The sequence below is a fragment of the Sulfitobacter sp. M22 genome, assembly GCF_021736025.1.
GTDB lineage: Bacteria > Pseudomonadota > Alphaproteobacteria > Rhodobacterales > Rhodobacteraceae > Sulfitobacter > Sulfitobacter litoralis.
Map to the genome: position 1 here is coordinate 38,529 of NZ_WMEC01000004.1, position 20,809 is coordinate 59,337.

A 20,809-nucleotide genomic window follows, 5' to 3' on the forward strand; every position below is an offset into this window, starting at 1 on the left:
TTCCGGGTAGCGCGTATAGCGGCAGTAGGCCAAAAGGTTGCTATATGCTCGCCGGTAGACGCGTGTCGGCGGGGATGGGCTGGCACTTGAGGACGCCGTTCGAAGGCATCCTGCCGGCCCCTGCAACTAGCTCACACGTTCAAGTCCGCTGAGCCTGCCATAAAAACTGCGATCAATATGAAGCTCTCCGGCGGCCGCTTTTCTAAGCATTCCTCTCAGATATCCAGTGGGTGACGTGACCTCGCCTTTGCTATGCTTTTCAAAGATCAGCGCAAAGGAGCACGCAGCCATGTCCTTGCCCAGATGGTCCTCAGCGAGATGCCAGGTTTGCTTCGACACCCCGATCATCGGTGCCAGCTGACCAGCGACACGGTGCAGGTCGCCCCAATCGGTGACCTTAGAGCCCAGGGTCTGCGCCCAAGTGCTAAACTCGGGACACGTCTTCATAACCGTTTTCAAAGTAAGCTTTTGGTCGCTCCGCTGCTTTGCAGAGATGCTTTCCTTTGGAATAACAGGAAGCCTGTTTTGGGCCGTGGTATTTGCATATTCTGTGATCCCATTCGCCTCAACTGTCTGACTACAGGTTACAGGATTAAGTTTATTAGTAGTTAGTATATGGGGTTCATTTTCGGCCTCTTTGGGGGCCATTTCCGGTGCAATCCCTGTTGGTTCGAGAACGGTATCTTCGTCTTGGTCCGCAGATTTCGAAATCTCGCAGTAGGCTGTTTCGACGTCGGTCTGCAACGCATCAAAAGCTGCGAGTAGTTGTTGCAGTTGACCGGAGCCTTTTGGGCGCCGGGGTAGTTTGGCCAGCAACATGTCAAACATTGAGACGAGCTGATCCCACGGTCCACGAAGGCTGTCAGCCAGAGCATCCATAAGACGCGCGCGGATCATCCGGCGGGCGACCGTGATCTGACGTTTCAGACGCTGGCACAAAGCGCGTTCAGCCTGCAGTCCAGCATAGAGATTTTCAAATTCGACAGCACGCGCGGCGAGGGGGGATAGGTCAAAGCCATATGCCTCGCTGATATACCCATGCGCGTTTCTATGACCCCAGCGTTTGCCGTTCGCGCTATCGCGAAAGCTGATGACACCGTGATCGGCCAGCCGACGTGCATGGCGCTTTAGGGCCGAGAGAGAGAACCCGGTATGATCCATCAAGAGTGCGTTGGAGGGCCAGACAATGGGGCGGCACCCGCTTTCCCAATCCTGCGGCTGCGTGAAAGCACCAAGCGTATCGAGCAGCAGAAGGTCACCAGCTTTCAACCCGATATGCGCGCCGACTCGTTTTACCGCGACGAAAGCGCGGGATTTTGGGACCGCGCTGCCCTCCCCCATTCCGGCAAGATGCTCGGCATCCAGCAGATGGTGGGTTGCTTTTCGCCAACCCGAAGGTCGGCCAATTTTCGACATAAGACCACTGTTCTGTGGCTGCTCGGCCCCAGTTACCCCAAGCGGGGTGTCGATATATTTTTCCATTTTTATGCCAGCGGCAAAGAAATCCCGTTCGCTCGGAAGCGTTTTCTCTTGTATGGCGATTCGTTGGCTGCTAACTTCTAGGTGTCTAATCTAAAGTTTGCGCTTTGCGCAGCAGCCCTCGAAGCTCCGGCTTTGAGGGTTTTCTTTTTCGCGTCTCTCCTTTTTGCTCTGCCTCAGTTATCGTCTGCCGGGTTTACAGCTGTAAACTCAGCGTACGAATCTTCAATTATCTGGCTGAGATTTTTCTCTAGCCAGACTGCGAATCCCGCGTTGGTTCCGGTCTTTTTGGCCGATAACGACAACGCGCTGCGCCCTGTTTTAATCGTGACGCCTTCCACAACGGTCGTTTCCTTAGCCGTCGGGCTGGTTTTCGCTCCGCGTTTGGTAGCCTCTTTGATAAGCCGCTCTAGACGTTCATCGGCGTTCGATGTCCCGGTCAGGCGGTTCAACAGTTCTAATGCTACGGCTTCGGTTAGTTTTCCTGCCACGAATAGCTCTGCCAGTTCAGTCCAGCGCGGACGCCCTGACTTGGGTGCAGCCCCGATCATATCGCCTACTTTAGCCGGGACATTCTGTGTGACCTTGGACAAGTGGGACAAGCCCGACGCCGACAGGTTTAACACCTGACGCACTGTAGTGGTGTCGTGGCCCGCGGTTTGGATGGCTTGGGCGAAACGGGCTTTCTCGTAAAACGAAAGGTTGCGACGTGCCGCATTCTCGAGCCCTTTTGCGAGCAGCGCGGTGGCGTCGTCCACGTCTTGGACATTGGCGCGGACCTTGATGCCAAGCTCTCGACAGGCTTGCAGGCGACGGCGACCATAGATCGCCTCATAGCGGCCCTCAGCCGTTTTGGATCGCCGGATGAGAATTGGCACCTGTTGCCCGCCGTCACGAATGCTGTCCTTGAGCCCCTCAAAGCCTTCGTCCTCCTCGTCGTTTACAGTTGTAAACGCTTCGAGCCGATCTATGGGCCCCCAGTCGTCTACCAGAGCTGGATCGACCTCGCGAATAGACGCCAGCGACCCTTGTAGCGCTCCTAGGGCAGGGGCGCTGGTTTTGGGGCGCTGCTCGCTTGACGAGGTGCCCGAACGTGCAATGGTGTTGGCGATTCCGGACATGCCGCCCAAGGATTTTCTAGCCATTATTTACGCCCCCAGGATTGTTGTATCATGACCTCGACCTCACGGCCGACCGCATCCATGGACCCTTTGGCGCGGTCATATGTGGCGCGAGTCATTTCAGAGCGGACAACTTCGTAGATGGATTGCTTTAGCATTGTCGCATCGCTGATAGCGGTGCTTTTCAAAGCCGTCGCAGACATCACGCGATCCTGAAACAGTGCCCTCATGAAGGAGGTGAGCTGCTGAGACGGTACATCTGTCGGCTCGTCACGGGTGATCAGGAACTTGAAGTGATCGTAATCCAGTGTCGCGCCGGCGTCTTCGATCACACCCATGTAGGCTCCGGCGAGTTCGAGGAACTGTGCCGTTGAAGAAACATCCAGCATCGAAGGTGTCAGCGGAACGATCAAGGAGCTGGCAGCCGCCATTCCTGCAATGGTCAAAAAACCGAGCTGAGGGGGGCTGTCCATCAAGACGATGTCAAAGTCATCTTCGACCTGCACAAGTGCATTGCGGATACGCGTAAAGAACGGCTGATCCGGATTGGAATGCACGGCGGATTCTGTCTCGAATTCAGATAGCATCAGGCGTGACGGGGCGATGGAAATCCCCGGGAAATAGGTGGGCATCACGACGTCGGCCATACCAACCGGATTATCGTATCGGATCGCGTCATAGACGGTCAGCCCGTCGAACTCGATCTCGGGGCTAATGCCGCACATGGACGTCAGAGAGCCTTGGGGGTCAAGATCCATGACCAAGACGCGATATCCGCGCAGTGCGAAATAATGGGCGAGGTGGACGCTGCTTGTACTTTTGGACGACCCGCCCTTGAAGTTCATGAGCTGCCAGACCTGTAGCTTTTCGTCGCCGCTGCGACGGGGCAGGTAGCGACCTTTCTTGCGCGAGCTTACCTCTAGGATCTCGCGGGCATTCCAGATCTCTTGTGCGCTATAGTAACGGCGACCGCCGCGAATGTCGGCAGGTTCGGGCAGCGTGCCTTCGGCGTGAACCTTGCGCATGAACTGGCCAGATACACCCAGTAGTTCGGCCGTCTCTGGCGCCGAAAAGGACCGTAGCGTTTTGGAGTTATCTGGTGCAAAGGCAGAGAGAAGATGCTCCCTAATTGCGGCGTTCAGCCGTTCGGAAATATCCGTCGCCAAAGCCGAAGGGCGACCATTCGCCAATGGTGTCACAGGAATCATCTAGTTGCCTCAAATTCAATACTGCAGCTTATTTTGCGCTACTTGAAGGTAGAAGCAATGATTCAGGGGCCTAAGTCAAGAAATTTCCTCTATATAGGGCCTGTTTGGCGCATTAGGGACTATATGCGAAGTCGCTACAAAGGTATTTTTTGTGTCGTTGCCTGCGCACCTGCCGGCCTGGGCAATGCGTTTCGGTATAATATACATCGTGATGCGGGTGTTTACAGCTGTAAAATTTGTGCGAAATCTGATGGAGGATTTACGATAGCGCGGCATGCTGGCTTTGATCCGGCCCAAAAATGCGGTACGGTTTCTCATGGTGCAGCTTTCCGATATCGAGATTCTTTTGCCCGAACTTAGGGCCTATGCGATTGCCATCTGCCAATCGCGTGATCAGGCCGAAGATCTGGTTCAGGATGCGGTCGAACGGGGGCTGCGATCTGATCGACGGCCAACGCTGCTAAATGAATTGCGGCCATGGATGTTTCGCGTCATTCGCAATCTGCATTACGACGAGCTGAGAAAAAGGCGGGTGCGTCGGGAATATTCCGCCGTCGAGAAACGTCACTCTGATGAAGCGGGCGGATCGGACATCGCACGCGACGTGCTGATCCGGTTGGCGTTTGAAAAGCTGGCACCCGACACCCGCGAGGTGTTGTGCCTTGTGGACATCATGGGGTTGAAATACGCCGAGGCGGCGGAAGTGATGGATGTCCCGATCGGAACGGTGATGAGCCGGATCAGCCGCGCCCGCAAGGCGTTGCTGGAAATCGTCGATGGGGCCGAAGCGGCAAAGCGAAAAGTGGTGCGGAAGACATGAGTGAACTGAACGAGCAGGACTGGATGCTGGTCAACGCATATCATGATGGTGAGCTAAGTGCCGAAGAGATGCGCGCGTTAGAGGTTCGGTTCGCGTCCGAGCCAGCGCTTACTGCTGCGTTGAAGGACGTGCAGGCTGTCGCTCAAAGCTTGTCATCCTTGCGACCGGAACTGGTTCAGTCGGCTGCAATGCCTCAAACCCGTCCGTCTAATAAAAACTGGCATCCGCGACGCTGGCTTTTGGGCAGTGCGGTCGCCGCGGCTCTTGCTTTGGCTGTGGTGTTCGGCTCCGCGTTTAATGCGTCGCCGACCGCTTTTGACATTCATGCCGAACTGGCCGCGCAGACATATGACTTCGAAACCGCCGGTCTACGGGACGCTGCGGCGGGGGGCGGGGCAGGGGGGCCAGACCTCACCCTCGCAAATATGACGGCTGTTGCTTTTCGCGCATTAGACAACAAAGTTATCGCCCATTACGCGGGGCAAAATGGCTGCCGGTTGACCTATCTACGCGGCACGTTCAATGCGCCAGAGGGCAGCAGCACCTCGGATCAGCAGATCGCGACATGGACGTCGGCGGAAAACCTTCGCCACATGATTGTTGCGACAGGGATGGATCATAGCCGGTTCGCGGCAATCGCTGATTATCTCAAGCTTGAAACCCGCGACCGGGCCGTCTCTGAAAGCGTTATGGCGTCGCTGTCAGAGGCGATCCGGTCGGCGCGGTCCTGCGTCGGGTAGATCAATCGGTTTTTGTCGTAGCGTCCAAGCTGTCCAGATACGCGATCACATCGGGCTGATCTTGTTCTTTGCGCAGACCGGCAAAGCTCATCTTTGTGCCGGGAACCGCCTTGCGCGGGTTGGCAAGGAACGCCGCCAGCCGATCGGGTGTCCAGACGCCGCCATACCCCGTCAGCCCATCCGAATAGCGAAAGCCATCGACCGACGCGACAGCTGCATTGACGATGCCGTAAAGATTGGGGCCGACCCGATTGGCACCGTCTTGGTCAATCGTGTGACAGGCTTTGCATTTCCTAAAGACCTTTTCCCCCGCCACGGGATCGCCCTGTGCCAAAATCGCGGCACCGGCCAGGTCCAAATCTGCGACACTGGCGTCCTCGGACGAGGGGGCCAGTGCGTCGGTTTCAGTCTCGGCACCTGATCCGCCTGTTACCGCTACCACGTACTGGGAAACCGTTTCGATTTCATCCTTGGTCAGCGTTTCGGAAAAGGCGGGCATGATGCCAATCCCGCTTGTCACGGCGGCAAGTACCTGATCGACAGTCGGTTTAAAGTCATCAAGGTTGGGGCCAATCTCGCCCTCGGCACCGGCGTCTTTCAGCGTGTGGCAAATGGCACAGGGAGGTTGGGCCGTATCGTTGAAGATTTCGCGGCCCGCATCAGAACGTTCCTCGGCAGTCGCGGCGCTGCCGATCAGCGCAACAAAAAGCGCACCGCCAAGGCGCGGCGTCAATCGTGTGGTCATATATATGTCTCCGGTTTGTGGTCGGACCGGCGACAAAGGCCGCCGGTCATTAGGGTCAGCCTACGGTCACGTCGACGGCATGGGCGCGCCAGCCGTTGTTGCCGTACCCGCGCTCGTTAGGGGGGAAGATCTCGGGTTGGCTGTCGCCCGCTTGGTTGGTCGCACGGCTGGCTAGCATGTGCGTGCCTTCGGACAAATCTGTGATCAGTGCGAAGGGCCTCCAAGCATAGGGGCCCAAGTCAGGACCAAGAAACTGCGCTTCGGCCCAGTTTTGCCCGCCGTCGCTAGAGACTTCGATCTTTTCCAGACCGCTGACACCCCCCATGGCGACGCCATGGATCTGTACTTTGCCCGTTGCCGCATCCAGCAGCGGCCCCGTGATCCACGATTTTACCGACATTTCGTACATCGACGGTTGCGACGGGTCACCCTTTACCCCGACGGGACGCATCCGATAACCGGTTTGCTGAATCTTGTTGGGCGACTCATCGACCGTCAGCGCGAGACGCTTGAGGTATTTAACGTTGTTGACGCCGTAGTAGCCGGGTATAATCAGCCGCAAGGGGCCACCGTGAGCAAGTGGCACAGGCTCACCGTTCATCTCCCACGCCAGGATCGCCTGATCCATCGCGGCCTTCGGTACAGAGCGTTCGACCTGAATTGTCTCTGGTGGCAGACCGTCGGGAATCTCCTCGCCGCCGGTACCGGTCAGGAACACGGCCTCAGCATTCGCGCCCCCCATCGCGTCGATCACGGCGCGTACCGGCACACCTGTCCATACGACGTTGCCCGCAGCACCCACGGACCACTGAGAACCGCTGGTCTCGTGATCGAAAAACGCGCGTCCGTTGCCCGAACACTGAAGCACGCAAACCACCGTTTCGACGCCGAGCGTTTTCAAGGCGCCTAGTGTCATTGTGCCCGGGTTCGCGACGCCTTCAATCACGACCTCCCAAGCATCGCGGTCCGCGACGATCTTGTCGGGCGGGGCGGGCAGGTTGTTGCGGATGTAAAGTTCGGTCGTGGGGGTGATCAGCTCCGATCCTTGCGCGGCGCGCTTTGTCTCAAGTGTCTGCTTTGAATGGACAATCATGTCCTTGGCGTCTTTCCAAGCGACGTATTCTGGCAAAGGCTCTTGGCCTGACTGCGCCATCACCGGCGCCCCGACAGCCACTGCGGCCATTGTGCCAGCTGATCCGATCAAAAAATGTCGGCGCTTTACGTTTTCTACGATGTTCATGTCATTCCTCCCGTGGTTCGGAGCCTTTGCTTTCCATGGAAGGCAAAGGCTCTATGTCTGAATGACGTACGGTGCAGGGGGTTTATTCCAGCACGGCTAAAAAATTTGCCTGAAGGCAGCCGGTTCGTCGGAACCTTGAAGTGCTCCCTATTCTTTGGACAGGATCAGGCGCTCTTCTTTGCTCCTGATGATCGGGTTGCATGACTTTGATGTGCCGAGAGTAGACCACTGCCGGTGGTCGGCAGGGTATTGCGGAGCAATGTCCCAGGAGGGGAGGCTCATCGTGCGGAGTTTTTTGTTCGTTCGCTGCGTCGGCAAACCGAAATGGGGGGAGAGAAATTCGGGGGCTCGGGTTGGCAAAAGGTTAACGTGCAGCTTGAGGAATGCCCTCAGACGCTAAGAGAGATCCGCGTGCGAAGTGCTATGTCACAATGCCGGCCCGCTTCAGATTGTTAATTTCATCGGCTACGCTGGCAGCAAAAGCCTGCCCTACGGTGCTAAGTGATCTGCCGTGTGGCACAAATTGCGCGATATCCCAGGTTATGGGGGGGAGCAGTCGATGCACAGAAACCAAGTCGAGATCCAAAAGTTGATGCGCGACGGGATCAATGATTGCGATACCTTCCCCCCGTTCTACAAGTCGAACAATGCCGTGGATGGTTCGCAATTCAGCGGCAATAGTGCGGTGAACTTGAATAGTTTCCATCATCAGATCAATCCGCCGCCGTAGCGGGCTGCCTTGAGAGAGATCAATGAACATCTCGTTGCGCAGACGCGGCAGGGGTATCTCATCGATGTCTTCTAGTGAGTGCCCCTTGGGTAGGATACATTTTGCCTCGCAACGGGCAAGTGACAAGGCTTCGCCTCCGAAGGCCTCTGCGTTGAGGGTAATCCCGAAAGCCAGATCGCAGCGTTGCTCACTGATCATCCGAAGCATTTCAGCCATGCCTACATCAGCGATTTGCACCGTGGCATGAGGGTGTTGTTTCCGAAAGTGGGTAAGGGCGTTCAGCAGAAAGGTGTCACAAAAGACGGGCTGGGCCGCGATAACGAGATGCCCAACCTGACCGCTGGCGATTGCGCCGGCTTCTTGTTCCAGATTTCGCAGCCCCGCAAGATGGTGCACTACGTTTTGATGAAATCGAAATGCTTCGGTGGTTGGAGCGAGGCGGTTACGCTTGCGTTGGAACAGCTCGAAGCCTGCCTTTTTCTCTAATGACGACAGCAATCGGCTGACCATGGGCTGGCTTAAATCCAAATGTTCGGCGGTGAGTTTCATACCCCCCAATCGCATATAGGCGTCAAACGCCTGCAGTTCGCGTGTCTTGAACATGCTGTCTCCTCTCAGTATGCAATTTATGCAACTATTGACCGTCTCTTGTCAAATTCGGCATACTGTGGATGGTGGCCTGCATCCAACAGCTCCGGGATGCCGGACAAAATCTGAGGTACTCATGAAAAAAATAATCGGAACGATTGCATTTACTCTGATGGCAGTGGGCGGACCAGCTCTGGCCCAATCTTATCCTGAGAAGTCTGTGACGCTTGTGGCCCCTTATGGCCCGGGTGGTGCCTCAGACCTTGCTGGCCGGGCTCTGGCGGAAACGGCACAGCCATTTCTGGGACAGCCGGTAACAGTAATGAACAAGCCCGGGGCAGGCGGCATGAACGGCGCACGTTTCGTTTCTGATGCCGACGCGGATGGCTATACGCTGCTGCTCGCGCGTGTTGGCATGGCATTGTCACCTGCTGTGACGCCAGAGTCTGCCGTGCCGTGGGATGCCTATACATTTGTGAGCGCGCTCGAAGCGACGCCGATGATCTTGGCAGTGCGCGGCAACGCGCCATATGAAACCGTCGACGACCTGATCGCGGCAATCAAAGACAGCAATGGCGCAATGACCTATGCGGCTTCCGGTGCTACTGCGATTGATGGTTTCACCACACAAGCGCTTTTGGCCGACAACGATCTTGACCCGCTTACTGCAGCGACGCTGGTGCCTTACAAAGGCGGTGGCGCGCTTGCGACTGCCCTGTTGGGCGGTCATGTAGACTTTGTTGCAATGGCAGCCGCATCTTTGATGCCACATATCGAAAGCGGCGATATGAAAGCCCTGATGGTCTTTGCACCTAAGCGCGTGGACACCCTGCCGGACGTCGCGACAGCCCATGAACTGGGCTATGAAAAAGCTGGCCAGATCACTGGGTGGAGCGCGCTTTATGCGCCCAAAGACATGCCCGAAGACGTGATTGCCAAATGGCAGGATGTTCTAGGCCAAGTTGCGATTGATGAAAAATGGCTCGAACTCGCGGCCCGTCGCGGTTCGATCTCGACCATCGGTTCGGTTGAAATGCCCGACTACGCAAAAAGCCAGTACGAGCTGTTTAACGGTCTCGCCAAAGACTTTGGCTATCTGCCCCAATAAGCTTTTGCAGGTGGGTGAAACGTCGCCCGCCTGCATTCCCTGTCGCCGGCCCTCGCGACCAGCCTGATCTCAACATAAATCGCTTTTCTTTCATGAGGCTTGCCATGACGATGCCCGTTTTGCGGGGGCTGCTAGTAGTCGTATTTTTTGCGCTCTGTGCCTTCTATCTTGTCCCTGTATTTGTGCCTCGCCCGGCGTTCATCCCTGGATTTGCACCACCACCTGACATGTGGCCGAAAACCGTATCGCTGATTGGTATTGTGCTCGGTTTGCTTGCGCTGACCCTTGCAGTCCGCGGCGGGGCTCCGAAGGAGGAAGCGGTCGAAACGGATGGCAGTTCGATCAAACGTATGCTGCTCCGGTTTGCTGGTCTGGTTGTCGCTTTCGGGCTGTTTCTCTTTGCGTTGCCCTATGTCGGATTTCTGATCGCAATTATTTTGCTGACCCTTTCCATGGTCCTCATGACTGGTGAACGAAACTATCGGATCTGGATTGCGCTCCTATCTGTCGGGGGGCCGATATTGCTTCTTTTGTTCTTCAATTCCGCTCTCGGAACGCAGTTCCCCAAGGGTGAACTGATTAAGATACTTGGCTTCTGATCGGAGACACTGATGATAAACGAGATTCTTGCAGCCCTTGCGGCAGTTGCTAACTTACAAAACTTTCTGATCATGGCCGCCGGTATCTGGGGGGGCGTAATTGTCGGGGCTATTCCCGGCATGACAGGCACAATGGCTGTGACCTTGGCGCTGCCATTCACCTTTTACATGGCACCGGTTCCGTCAATCCTTCTGCTGGTGGCTTTGTATAAAGGGTCAACCTACGGTGGGTCGGTATCAGCGATTTTGATTAAGACTCCGGGCACGGCTTCGGCTGCTTGCACGGCACTTGATGGCTACCCATTGGCCCGACAAGGCAAAGGGGGCAAAGCGCTCAACATGGCGCTCTATTCCTCGGTGATTGGCGATTTCCTGTCGAATATCTCGCTGATTTTCTTTGCGGCCCCCCTCGCGTTACTGGCGCTGCATATCGGCCCGCCCGAGTTCTTTATGCTGATGCTCTTTGCGCTGACGACTGTCGCAGGGGTGTCAGGCGGTTCACTGCTGTTGGGTATGGTCTCTGCGGCACTTGGTCTGCTGCTGGCAACGGTTGGCGAAGACCTCTACGGCTCTTTCCGCTTTGCTTTTGTGCCTGACATGCAAGCCGGCCTGTCGATTGCACCGGTTCTGATTGGCCTTTTTGCCCTCCCTGAATTGATCAAATTGGTGGTCATGCGCGCAGCCAAAACTGATGAGGCAGCGCCACTGGGGGCCCAGCATGTGACACGCGAGGAGTTTATGGGGTCGCTGCGTAGCATTCTCAAAGGCTCTGTGATTGGCTCAATCCTGGGTGCAATCCCCGGTATTGGACCCTCCTCTGCGGCATTCTTTTCTTATGGTGAAGCGCAACGGAGTTCCAAGAACGGCGCTAACTTCGGGAAAGGCGAACTTGAGGGTATCGCTGCGTCAGAATCTGCGAATAACGGTGCCTGCGGGGCAACGATGATCCCGCTTCTCGCATTGGGCGTACCCGGCGATGTGATCACCGGCGTGATGCTTGGTGCCTTCATGATCCAAGGCCTAACTCCAGGCCCGCTGCTGTTTCAAACCAACATGCATGAAATTTACATGCTGTTCATCGGTATGTTGTTCTCTTCGGTGCTTTTGTTTTTCGCAGGCAAGATCACCATGCGGATGTTCACAAAAGTGGCGCTGATCCCGCAAACCTTGCTGACGCCGTTGGTGCTGCTTCTGTGTATCTTCGGGATCTATTCTATCGCCTCCAGCACCTTCGATGTGGCCGTGCTTCTTGTGATGGGTCTGGTTGGGTTTGGTATGTTTCTGCTGAACATTCCCGCAGCTCCCTTCCTTATTGCATTCATCCTCGGCCCGATGATCGAAGAAAACCTGCGCCGCGCGCTGGCAATATCACGGGGCGATCCGGCGGTGCTGCTCTCATCGCCCATAACATGGGCCTTCGCCGCGCTAATCATCTTTGTGCTTGGGCTAACCGTCCGCCGAGAATTCTCAAAATCTAAAGAAAGACGAGTTCAGCAATGATAGACCTGAACAAAACAACCTTTGCATTTGATGGCCTGACCGGGGACGCGGCAAAGCATCTGGCACATCTGATCTCATTCGATACGGTCTCGTGTAAGTCCAACCGCGCGCTCATTGATTATATGGCTGCATTCTTTGGGGATTTGGGCGGGCGGATCACGATCCTGCCTGACAAAACCGGAACCAAAGCAAATCTGATTGCGGCTTTTGGGCCCGAGGATAAAGCGGGTATCGTCTGGTCAGGTCATACAGATGTTGTCCCCGCAGATGAACCGGAATGGGAAAGTGCCCCCTTTGTCGCCGAAATCAAAGGCGACAAGCTCTTTGGTCGGGGCTCTTGCGATATGAAGGGATTTGCTGCCTGTGTTATGGCAGTGGCACCGCAACTGGCACAGGCGGTACTTGCGCGTCCGATCTACCTTTGCTTTTCCTATGACGAGGAAGTGGGCTGTTTGGGTGCACCTGCGATTGCGAAGTATCTTGGGCAACTGCCTATGCCGCCAGAGTTAGCGATCATCGGCGAACCTTCGATGATGAAGCTGATCACAGGGCAGAAAGGCAAGATCGCCATGCGAGCGCATGTAACGGGCATGGCCGGGCATTCGTCATTCGCCCCAGAGCATGTCAACGCCATTGAATTTGCGTCCAAGGTGGTTGAACGGATTTCCGAGCGCGGCAGGCTTTATGAAAAAGAGGGTCCCTTCGATCAGGATTTCACCGTACCGCACGCGACGATGCTGGTGACGATGATGCAAGGCGGTGTTGCAACAAATGTTACGCCTGACAATTGCACGCTTACATTCGAATTGCGCTCAATCAGCGGTATGGATCCCGAGCGGGATATGGAAGGGCTTTTGGATGGGATCACGCGTGAGATAGTCCCCCCAATGCAAGAGAAAATCCCCGGTACAGGCATCCGTTTCGAAAAGATTTTTTCCTATCCCGCCATGGGCGATGCTCGGGGAACCCAAGGCTTTCAACGCTATGGCGACCTTCTGCCGGCATGGGGGGGTAAGGTTTCATATGGTTCAGAAGGCGGTGTGTTTGAACAAATCGGCGGGATTCCTGCAGTGATTGTCGGGCCGGGTTCTATCGATCAAGCACATAAACCCAATGAGTTCGTAGAGATCGGCCAACTTGCAACCTGCGTTCAGTTTTTAAGCGATCTTATTAGCTTCACCTCCTTGGATCAGGTTTGATGGATCAGCTACGCCCAGAGTTTCTGACCCTGCCGTAAGCTGCAATTTGTTGTTTGCGGCAGGGGCAACGCGCCGCATAATCAAACCAACCAGATAAGCCGAACTCTTTCATCGCTTGAGCTACCATCGGCTCGTAGACCCCGAAATAAATTTACCATAATAATAGTTACAGGCTTTAGCGTTGTAGCGCGGCGCGCGCTATCCCCAAGTGCGACTCTTGTTAGAAAACAGTAGTTTATCTAATGAGAGGAATCGGTATGGGAGCCGTTTACGACCAACTAAGTATCACAGAACGACGCAAGATAGAACGCTGGAGACACGCAAAGGTCCCTGTCGATGAGATGGCGCGCGTTCTGAAGCGCTGCAGATCAACGATATTCCGCGAGCTAAAACGCAACAATTTCTCGGATGAAAACATGCCTGGATGCGATGGCTATTACGGTGCCGCTGCGCACCTGATGCAAGCGGAGCGTCGTGCTCGGGAGCGCAAACTGATCAAACATCCCGAGCTTCGCAAGCGTGTGATTGAGCGTATCAAGAACGGTTGGACACCCGAGCAGATCAGTAACCGCATGATCCACGAGCGCACTCCCCTCAGGGTCTGCCAGGAAACCATCTATCGCTATATCTATTCCAAGGAAGGTCAGCGCGAAGACCTGTGGTGGTATCTACCGACCCACCGTGTCGCCCGCAGACCACGTCGCACCAGAAAACGCAGAGAGCCCAAATTCCACCGCGATGTCAGTATCCTGTTCCGACCTGATGATGTTGCTCATCGCCGTCAGTTTGGCCACTGGGAAGCTGATTTGATGCTGTTCAAACAAAAGCTTGGCCAGTCCAACGTTACCTCATTGGTTGAGCGCGTCAGCCGCTTCACTGTGATCCTAAAGAACCCCAACAAGCGCACCAAGCCGGTTATGGGTAAGATCATGAGTGCCATTAGAGATCTCCCCTTCGTCGCCCGTCGGTCCATTACCTTCGACCGCGGAACCGAGTTTGTCAGTTGGCCGCACCTCCAAGCCGAGATCGGAACCCAGACGTGGTTTTGTGACCCTTCCAGCCCTTGGCAAAAAGGCACAGTCGAGAACACAAACCGACGCCTTCGAAGGTGGCTGCCCCGCAAACGCGACATCCGGCAATGCACAGATCACGATATGAAGGTGATCTGTGATCGCCTCAACAACACGCCGCGCAAGTGCCTTGGATGGAAAACGCCAGCCGAGGTCTTTCGCGAAAAGATATTGGAGGAAATGCGATGACACCCCTACCCTGAGTTCGGCAAGAGTCGCGGTTCAGGTATCGCTCACACCCCTACCCTGAGTTCGGCAAGAGTCGCGGTTCAGGTATCGCTCACAGCTGGTGCGAACGCAGGCGAGTTGGCAAATGCGTTGAAGGAGGCTATCGGCATTCCCCGTACTGCCGCGCGGAAGCGGGTGGAGCGGTTGTTAACGCTAGGCCAGATGCTGGCAGAGTATGTGGGGTTGTATGCCCGGGCGATTGAGGCTGTAGGGGAAGGCTTTGACGTGCCGGATCTTGAGGCGTTTCAATTGCCACCCGCCCCCAACCTTACGCCTGCGCTAGATACAGTCGCCAGTCACCAAGCTGGGTGATGTCTGTACTATCTGCAATTGCTTCGGCCTCACAAATGAACCCTTTCACCTGCCGCCCGTCTGACAGATCGACAGTGCCTATTCCCAGCGGGGCAGGAATGCCCTTCAGAAAGCTGCCGACAGTTTCAAAGGGCAAGGACCAAAGCTCTACCGCAATGGGGGCACCCGATCCGGTGGTGCCTTTTACTAATCCCGGCCGAGCAGGTGGATCACCGGCGAGAGCGTAGAAGCGATAGCTATCGGTGGTTGTCGCCGCGCCGAGATAAATCGCGCCTCGCTCGATCAGCTGATGATTCAGCGGCAACCCGTCCATATGGGCACCGCAAACCGCGAGAGTCAGGCCGTCGGTTGCAGCAGGTTTGGGGGTGGGAGCACTGGTGAACGGCCAATCGGTTGCTCCCAATTTGCGCTGCCCTGCCGCCTCAAGAGCGAGGCCCGAAGCTGCGATTTCGGCATCTTTTCCTGCAGCGGCCAGCAGTGTGACGCTGCCCGGACGGCCATCGTCGCGCGTCGGTACGGGCACGGCGATACCGCACATATCCAGCAGGTTCACAAAGTTCGTATAGGTGCCGAAGTTCGAGTTCGGACCGATCGGGTCGGCTTCTAGCTCGGCGACAGTGTGGAAGGTCGGAATGGTTGGCACGCAGAGCATATCCAAGCCTTCCAGCGCGGTTTCAGCAATGCGCGACAGCTCTTTCAGCCGGTACATCCCGCGAAACGCATCCGCGGCAGAAAGCTTTTCGGCCTTGCAAATGACCTGGCGGGTGACGGGTAAGATGGCCTCTGGCTCTTTGTGCAAAAGATCCGCAATGACGGTATACCGCTCCGCGACCCATGCCCCTTCATAAAGCATATCCGCCACATCATAGAGCGGCGTAAAATCAATCTCGCGTATCTCGGCACCTTGGTCGCGCAGCAGGTCCACCGCGGCGTTGAACGAAGCCTCTTGAACGGCGTCACCCGAAAAGCGGATGCTTTCGCGGCTAGGGATGCCGATCACGGGGGCGGGTTTTGGCGCAGCAAGGGCGGGAGCCGAGATGTGTCGTGCATAGGCATCGGCGGCATCATAGGCGCAGGCGACGGAGAAAGCCGTATAGGCGTCCGCGACGGTGAGCGCGAAAACCGAGATCGTCTCGACCGATCTACACGCGGGCACGACGCCAGTTGCGGACAAGGCACCAAGGGTTGGTTTCAGACCTACGATATTGTTCAGCGCTGCCGGCACCCGCCCGGAGCCGGCCGTATCTGTGCCAAGCGAGAAGGCGACGATGCCATGGCCTACCGCCACGCCGGACCCGCCGGAGGAACCGCCGGGCACGATTTCAGGATCTATCGAGTTGCGCGGCGCGCCGTAGGGGGTGCGGACGCCCACAAGCCCTGTGGCAAATTGATCAAGGTTGGTCTTGCCGATAAAAATTGCCCCCGCCTCGCGTAGTTTGGCCACGACAAAGGCATCTTGCGTCGGGGTATAGGCATAGGCGGGGCAGGCGGCAGTCGTCTCATAGCCCGCGACATCGATGTTGTCCTTCACCGCAAAGGGCACGCCCCAAAGCGGTTTGGCGGGGTCGTATGGCCCGATCGCGGCCGCCGCTGCTTGGGCCTCAGCTTCGCTAGTCATCGATAGAAAGATGCATGGGTCATCCACATCTCGAAAACGGGTATAGATCTGTGCGATGATCTGTTCAGGTGACACGCCGCGCGCATAGGCCGCGTGGAGATCGGAGATGGTCATCGCAATATCAGTCATAGGAGGCTCTTTTATAATTCAATCAATGTAATCGTCGCGTGCAGTACCACTGGGCTTGCCTCAGTCGTCCTCTGTTGCGCTGCAGAATTCAAATGCTAAGAATTCACAAAAGCGGTGCAAAAAATGCACCATTAAAGACAAGGGGCCTTTCCGATGAAACATCTGCAAACTTTCCGCTTCATTGAGGCAGTGTCGCGCGCGGGCTCGATTCGGAAAGCGGCAGATGATATGAACATCACGGCCTCTGCCCTGAACCGTCGCATCCAGCGGTTCGAAGAGGAGTTCGGCGTCGAAATCTTCGAACGCTTACCGCGCGGTGTCCGTCTGAACCCTGCGGGCGAATTGCTGATGCAGCACTTCCTGATGCAGGAATCGGATTTGCGCCGGGTAAGAAGCCAGGTCGCTGATCTTTCCGGCGAACGACGGGGTCATGTGACGGTGGCTTGCTCTCAGGCGCTGATCCCATATTTTCTGCCGGCACGCACCGCCGCCTACCGGCGCGACCATCCCGGGGTCACTTTTTCTGTTCAGGTGCGCGACCGCGAAGACGCAGAGCGTGATCTGGCCGAATTTAAAAGTGACCTAGCGTTGGTCTTCGAGCCTGTACATATGGTCGACTTGGAAGTGCTGATGCGGATCCCGCAGGTCATTCATGCCATCATGCGACGCGATCACCCCTTGGCTGCAAAGCCAGAGGTACGGCTGCGTGACTGTCTGGACCAGCCCCATGTGATTCCGTCGCGCCGATATGGGGTGCGGGCCATGCTGGATGATGCTGCTGCGCGGGGGTCGCGCCCGCTGCGCCCTATCGCGACATCAGACAGCTTTGAGTTCATGCGCCATTACGTACTGCATGAAAACGCCATCGCATTCCAGATCCCGATCGGACTGAATATGGGGGACTGCGCACAGCTAACCTCGCGCCCACTGGCGTTACGTGACGTCGCGGCGGGTAGTCTGGTGCTGTGTCAGTTGCGCGGTCGGACCTTGCCTGTGGCTTCCGCTCGTTTCGGATTGGCCCTTTCCACCGCATTAGAACAGTTTTCCGACGCTTAGAGGCCTGCTCCTACTGGTCGATTTTTCGAGTGATGCATTTTTTGCACCGCTTTGTGTAAAAATGAGCAGACGTAATCATCGCAAGGATTTTGTAGTCATTGAATCACATCAGATGCGCTCTCTCCTCCCAGGGCGGCGCACCATCATTGGAGATTTAAATGACACATGCACCGTTCTTGAACCGCCGGGGCTTCCTTGGCACTTCTGCCGCTTTGTTGGGCACCGCCGCGTTGAGCGGTCTGGCACGTCCCGCCATGGCTGCCGACCCGCTGACAGTGGGATTCATCTACGTCGGGCCCAAAGACGATTTCGGCTATAACCAAGCACACGCCGAAGGTGCCGCAGCGGTCAAGGCGATGTCTGGCGTGGTCGTGCTGGAAGAAGAAAACGTCCCCGAAAGCCAAGACGTGCAAAACTCGATGGAATCGATGATCAATTTCGATGGGGCCAAGCTGATCTTCCCCACCTCCTTTGGCTACTACAAACCCCATGTGCTTGAGACAGCGCCGAAACACCCTGACGTACGGTTCGAACATTGCGGCGGTCTGTGGTCCGAAAACGATCCATCGAACGCTGGTTCCTATTTTGGCTATATCGGCATGGGGCAGTACCTGAACGGCGTTGCGGCCGGTCATGCGACCAAGACCAAGAAGATTGGTTTCGTCGCGGCCAAACCGATTCCGCAGGTGCTTAACAACATCAACTCTTTCCTGCTGGGCGCGCGTTCGGTTGATCCGGCGATCGTCTGTCAGGTGATCTTCACCGGTGAATGGTCACTCGCGGTAAAAGAAGCCGAAGCTACCAATGCGCTGGCAGACCAAGGCTGTGATGTGGTGACCTGCCACGTCGATGGGCCAAAGGTGATCTGTGAAACAGCTGTCTCGCGCGATATCTTTGTCTGTGGTTACCACGCCGACCAGACACCGGTTGCAGGCGACAAATACCTGACCGGTGCCGAATGGAACTGGGCGAACGTCTATACCGACATGGTGGCCAAAACTCTTTCAGGAGAGCAGATCCCGAACTTCGTGCGTGGCGGTCTGGCTGATGGCTTCATCAAGATGAGCCCCCTCGGCCCCGCCGTGAGCGATGCGGCCCGGGCGCAATTTGAAGCGACAAAGGCCGAAATCGAAGCCGGCGGATTTGCCGCGATCAAAGGACCACTGAAAGACAACAAGGGCAATGTGATCGCCGCCGAAGGAGAATCCTTTGTCGAAACTGATGTCGCGATCGAGAGCATGGACTACCTTGTCGAAGGCGTGATCGGGTCCACAAGCTAAAATGACTTTGGTTGCTCAAGCTGAAAAGCCCGCGGCCACTGCGGCGCGGTCCTTTATAAGGATCGCGCCACGGGCCGAGGCTGTGGTGATCCCGATCTGTGCTTTACTGGCTGGTTTCGCTTTATTTAGTCTCTTTTTGCTGATGGTCGGGAAATCTCCGATCGATTTTTACCTGCTGGTTTGGAAGGCGGGATTTTCCTCTGAATTCTCGTGGCAGAACACGTTATCGCGCGTGGCACCGCTGGTGCTCGCGGCACTTTGCGTCGCGCTTCCCGCGCGACTGGGGCTTGTGGTTATCGGCGGTGAAGGCGCAATTGTACTGGGCGGTCTGGCGGCGGCAGTTGTAGGCACCGCTGTTGCGAGTATGCCGGTTGCGCTTGGTATGGTCGCAATGGCGATCGCCGCGATGATTGTCGGCGGCGTCTGGATCGGTGCCGTGGGCGCGTTGCGTATCAAACGGGGCGTGAACGAAACCATCGCATCCCTGCTGATGGCCTATATCGCCATCGCTCTGCTGAACCATTTCGTCGAAGGTCCGTTCCGCGATCCGGCCTCGCTCAACAAACCCTCCACGGTGCCGCTGACGGATAGTTTACGTGTCGGGGATATGCCGTTTCTTCCGTCGCATTGGGGCATCCTTGCAGGCGTGCTTGCCTGCATCTTTACGTGGGTTCTGATCGAACGTACGACGCTTGGGTTTGCTGCGCGTATTGCTGGCGACAACGTGCGTGCCGCGCAGGTGCAAGGGCTACCCGTCGGGCGTCTGGTGATCGGTTTTACTGCGCTTGGCGGCGCCTTCGCTGGACTGGCGGGCTACTTCGAAGTGACCGCGGTGCACGGTTCTGCCAATGCGTCGCTGGTCGCGGGCTATGGCTATACCGGCATCCTAATCGCCTTCCTTGCACGGCATAATCCGCTGGCAATCCTGCCGGTCGCGGTTCTGTTTGGCGGGTTCGAAGCCTCTAGCGGGCTGATCCAGCGGCGCATGGAATTGCCAGATGCCACAATCCTCGTCTTTGAAGGTATCGTGTTTCTGGTGATCCTGCTGAGCGAGGCGCTCTACGGGCGGCTGCCAATCTTTACCTCTGCCTTCTGGGAGAAACGCTAATGGAACAGGTAGATGTTGGCCTTTGGGGTGTGCTCATCGCCATTCTGGGCGGGGCCATCCGCGTCTCGACCCCGTTTATCTTTGTGTCTCTGGGGGAGCTTTTGACCGAACGTTCTGGCCGGTTCAACCTTGGTCTAGAAGGTATATTGGTGTTCGGCGCGATGAGCGGCTACGCCGTGGCTTACGAAACCAACAGCGCATTCATTGGCGTGTTGGCAGCGGCCGTGGCGGGGGCTTGTTTTGGGTTGTTGCATGGGTGGATCTGCAAGTTCAAAGGGGTGAACGACATTGCTGTCGGGATCGCCATGATGCTGCTTGGCATGGGGCTCGCCTTCTTTTTCGGCAAACCCTATATCCAGCCACAAGCGCCTGATCTGCCTGCGATCAGCTTGGGCTGGTGGTCTGATATCCCGCAGCTGCGGGCCGCACTTGAGGTGAATGTGCTGTTCATCGTTGGCGGGCTGCTAGCGCTTGCCATTGCATGGATGTTGCGTACCACCCGCATGGGGCTGCGCTTGCGCGTGGTCGGGGACAGTACCGATGCGGCGCGTGCTATGGGGCTGAGCCCCGATCGCATCCGGCTGCTCGCAACCGGCGCGGGTGGCGCGTTGGCAGGCGTCGGCGGTGCCTATCTGTCGCTGTATTATCCCGGCAGCTGGACGGAGGGCATTTCCTCGGGCCAAGGCCTGATGGCCATTGCGCTGGTGATCTTTGCCCGTTGGAACCCGATCAACTGCTTTTGGGCGGCATTGCTCTTTGGCGGGGCGGGCGCACTTGGCCCGGCCTTGCAATCGGTGGGCATCACCGAAGGCTATTACCTTTTTGGTGCGGCACCCTACGCCCTGACACTGGGGCTTTTGATCCTCACCAGCGCGCCGGATCGCGCGGTACAAGGCGCACCGCTTGCGCTGACACTGACGAAATAAGGATA

18 protein-coding genes are annotated in these 20,809 nt (G+C 56.6%); 11 read left to right on the forward strand and 7 right to left on the reverse strand.

Annotation, left to right across the window (positions count from 1 at the left end; all coding sequences use genetic code 11):
* Positions 1-126: 126 nt before the first annotated feature.
* From repC to repA, 3 genes are all read right to left on the reverse strand, one after another.
* Positions 127-1,416 (reverse strand): plasmid replication protein RepC, encoded by a 1,290-nt coding sequence (gene repC, locus GLP52_RS17045; protein ID WP_237273858.1) that lies wholly within the window; start codon positions 1,414-1,416, stop codon positions 127-129.
* A 239-nt stretch (positions 1,417-1,655) separates the two neighbouring features.
* Complete coding sequence (gene repB / locus GLP52_RS17050) at positions 1,656-2,624, reverse strand: plasmid partitioning protein RepB (protein ID WP_237273785.1); 969 nt, start codon at positions 2,622-2,624, stop codon at positions 1,656-1,658.
* Positions 2,624-3,808, reverse strand: a complete 1,185-nt coding sequence (gene repA / locus GLP52_RS17055; RefSeq protein WP_237273786.1) for a plasmid partitioning protein RepA — start codon at positions 3,806-3,808, stop codon at positions 2,624-2,626. The genes repB and repA overlap by 1 nt, the downstream gene beginning before the upstream one ends.
* Before the next feature lie 274 nt (positions 3,809-4,082).
* Between repA and GLP52_RS17060 the strand changes: the two genes are divergently transcribed.
* Both GLP52_RS17060 and GLP52_RS17065 read left to right on the forward strand, forming a co-directional pair.
* A complete protein-coding gene (locus GLP52_RS17060; protein ID WP_237273787.1) occupies positions 4,083-4,628 on the forward strand; it encodes a sigma-70 family RNA polymerase sigma factor in 546 nt (181 codons plus the stop codon).
* Positions 4,625-5,368, forward strand: coding sequence for a hypothetical protein (locus GLP52_RS17065; RefSeq protein WP_237273788.1), 744 nt, complete (start codon positions 4,625-4,627; stop codon positions 5,366-5,368). The genes GLP52_RS17060 and GLP52_RS17065 overlap by 4 nt, the downstream gene beginning before the upstream one ends.
* 1 nt (position 5,369) lies before the next feature.
* Here GLP52_RS17065 and sorU read toward each other — a convergent pair whose 3' ends face one another.
* The 3 genes from sorU to GLP52_RS17080 form a co-directional block, all read right to left on the reverse strand.
* The gene (gene sorU / locus GLP52_RS17070) at positions 5,370-6,113 is read right to left on the reverse strand and encodes a SorU family sulfite dehydrogenase c-type cytochrome subunit (protein WP_237273789.1); all 744 of its coding nucleotides are present in this window, start codon (positions 6,111-6,113) and stop codon (positions 5,370-5,372) included.
* A gap of 55 nt (positions 6,114-6,168) precedes the next feature.
* Positions 6,169-7,353, reverse strand: a complete 1,185-nt coding sequence (sorT, locus tag GLP52_RS17075) for a SorT family sulfite dehydrogenase catalytic subunit (protein WP_237273790.1) — start codon at positions 7,351-7,353, stop codon at positions 6,169-6,171.
* Between the two features lie 421 nt (positions 7,354-7,774).
* A complete protein-coding gene (locus GLP52_RS17080) occupies positions 7,775-8,686 on the reverse strand; it encodes a LysR family transcriptional regulator (RefSeq protein ID WP_237273791.1) in 912 nt (303 codons plus the stop codon).
* Positions 8,687-8,807: 121 nt separating this feature from the next.
* On the opposite strand from GLP52_RS17080, the gene GLP52_RS17085 reads away from it, so the two are divergent.
* The 5 genes from GLP52_RS17085 (at position 8,808) to GLP52_RS17105 (ending at position 14,336) form a co-directional block, all read left to right on the forward strand.
* Entirely contained in the window at positions 8,808-9,779 is a 972-nt protein-coding gene (locus GLP52_RS17085) for a Bug family tripartite tricarboxylate transporter substrate binding protein (protein ID WP_237273792.1), read from the forward strand.
* 104 nt (positions 9,780-9,883) lie between these two features.
* Positions 9,884-10,378, forward strand: a complete 495-nt coding sequence (locus tag GLP52_RS17090; RefSeq protein WP_237272761.1) for a tripartite tricarboxylate transporter TctB family protein — start codon at positions 9,884-9,886, stop codon at positions 10,376-10,378.
* 12 nt (positions 10,379-10,390) lie between these two features.
* Positions 10,391-11,878 carry a tripartite tricarboxylate transporter permease gene (locus tag GLP52_RS17095; protein ID WP_273055897.1) on the forward strand — a complete coding sequence of 496 codons (1,488 nt, stop codon included), beginning with the start codon at positions 10,391-10,393 and terminating at the stop codon, positions 11,876-11,878.
* The gene (gene argE / locus GLP52_RS17100) at positions 11,875-13,077 is read left to right on the forward strand and encodes an acetylornithine deacetylase (protein WP_237273794.1); all 1,203 of its coding nucleotides are present in this window, start codon (positions 11,875-11,877) and stop codon (positions 13,075-13,077) included. Before GLP52_RS17095 ends, argE begins: the two co-directional genes overlap by 4 nt.
* A gap of 257 nt (positions 13,078-13,334) precedes the next feature.
* The gene (locus tag GLP52_RS17105) at positions 13,335-14,336 is read left to right on the forward strand and encodes an IS30 family transposase (protein ID WP_237272163.1); all 1,002 of its coding nucleotides are present in this window, start codon (positions 13,335-13,337) and stop codon (positions 14,334-14,336) included.
* Between the two features lie 307 nt (positions 14,337-14,643).
* Here the strand turns inward: GLP52_RS17105 and atzF are convergent, their stop codons facing one another.
* Positions 14,644-16,434, reverse strand: a complete 1,791-nt coding sequence (gene atzF, locus GLP52_RS17110; protein WP_237273795.1) for an allophanate hydrolase — start codon at positions 16,432-16,434, stop codon at positions 14,644-14,646.
* 153 nt (positions 16,435-16,587) lie between these two features.
* On the opposite strand from atzF, the gene GLP52_RS17115 reads away from it, so the two are divergent.
* From GLP52_RS17115 to GLP52_RS17130, 4 genes are all read left to right on the forward strand, one after another.
* Positions 16,588-17,490 (forward strand): LysR family transcriptional regulator, encoded by a 903-nt coding sequence (locus GLP52_RS17115; RefSeq protein ID WP_237273796.1) that lies wholly within the window; start codon positions 16,588-16,590, stop codon positions 17,488-17,490.
* 158 nt (positions 17,491-17,648) lie between these two features.
* On the forward strand, positions 17,649-18,770 hold the full coding sequence (locus tag GLP52_RS17120) for a BMP family ABC transporter substrate-binding protein (RefSeq protein WP_237273797.1): 1,122 nt from the start codon (positions 17,649-17,651) through the stop codon (positions 18,768-18,770).
* A 1-nt stretch (position 18,771) separates the two neighbouring features.
* Positions 18,772-19,878 (forward strand): ABC transporter permease, encoded by a 1,107-nt coding sequence (locus tag GLP52_RS17125; RefSeq protein ID WP_237273798.1) that lies wholly within the window; start codon positions 18,772-18,774, stop codon positions 19,876-19,878.
* A complete protein-coding gene (locus GLP52_RS17130) occupies positions 19,878-20,804 on the forward strand; it encodes an ABC transporter permease (RefSeq protein ID WP_237273799.1) in 927 nt (308 codons plus the stop codon). The genes GLP52_RS17125 and GLP52_RS17130 overlap by 1 nt, the downstream gene beginning before the upstream one ends.
* The last annotated feature ends 5 nt before the right edge of the window (positions 20,805-20,809 follow it).